The following is a 1165-nucleotide window of genomic DNA, read 5'->3' as shown; positions in this document are numbered from 1 at the left end:
ACCGGTTGTGGTAAAACCTGCGGTTGTCGAGATTGAGACAGTTTGGAACAATGCTTGGTCAAACGCATCATAAGGTGATGTGTAAGAGTGGTGCTTCAATAGTAGTAAGAAGCAAACCAAAAACAGTAACACCTGAATAAAGATGAATGCGCGGAACTCTGGGTCTTTCCAATAATACTTAGGATGAACCCCACCAGAGGCAAATGCTGCAAAGTGCAGAGTGAAGTTACAAGCAGAGATCAGCAAGAACACCACGGTAATCAGGTTAATCGCGTAACTGTCGAAGTAGCCCATGCTGGCATCGTGAGTTGAGAAGCCACCAATTGCAATGGTAGAGAAGCTGTGGCTGATGGCATCAAACGGCGTCATGCCCGCGAGCCAAAAAGCAACCGCACAAGCGATTGTCAGGCTTAAATAGATGTACCACAGCGCTTTTGCTGTCTCGGCTATGCGCGGGGTCATTTTGGTATCTTTCACTGGACCCGGAATTTCTGCGCGGTACAACTGCATCCCACCGATGCCCAACACTGGCAAAATAGCGACCGCAAGTACGATGATCCCCATCCCACCAAACCATTGTAGAAATTGGCGGTAGAACAAAATCGCTTTAGGTAACTCGTCAAGTCCGACAATAACGGTCGCCCCTGTCGTAGTTAAAGCAGAGAAGGATTCAAAAAAAGCGTCAGTCACAGAAATGTTGGGATTATCTGCGATTAAAAATGGAAGCGAACCCGCGCTGCCCAAAACCGTCCAGAAAAGAACAACAATAAGAAAGCCATCACGTGATTTGAGCTCATGTTTATGCCGACGGTTAGGAAACCAACACATCGCTCCACAAAAAAGCAGCACAAAAAAAGTCGTGACAAAAGGTACACCAGCGCCGTCTCGATAAAGAAGCGCAACCAGTGCGGGTGCCAACATGGTGACACTAAAAAGCGCGAGCAAAAGCCCGACGATTCGAATAATTGAACGAAATTGCATGGATTGATTGACTAGCGAAGCTGTCCCTGTTGCTTCCTGGTTTTCATTATTGTCCGTCGAGTGGGGTTACAATTGCCTTTGCCCCACTTTTATTGATGATAGCTTGGGTAAACGCGCTCACTTCACGAAGCTCAATTGCCACCACTAATATTACCTGATCGCTATATTCAGCAGCGACTTCTAC

Annotated in this window: 2 protein-coding genes; both read right to left on the bottom strand. The window is 47.0% G+C overall.

Annotation, left to right across the window (positions count from 1 at the left end; translation table 11 throughout):
- On the bottom strand, positions 1-981 hold a 981-nt coding region (locus tag R7O12_RS26030; protein ID WP_318126943.1), incomplete at its 3' end, for a potassium transporter TrkG.
- 46 nt (positions 982-1027) lie between these two features.
- On the bottom strand, positions 1028-1165 hold a 138-nt coding region (locus R7O12_RS26025), incomplete at its 5' end, for a DUF1949 domain-containing protein (RefSeq protein ID WP_318126944.1).

It is taken from the genome of Vibrio sp. Vb1574 (assembly GCF_033338675.1).
This window is presented reverse-complemented; position numbering and strand designations above follow the sequence as displayed.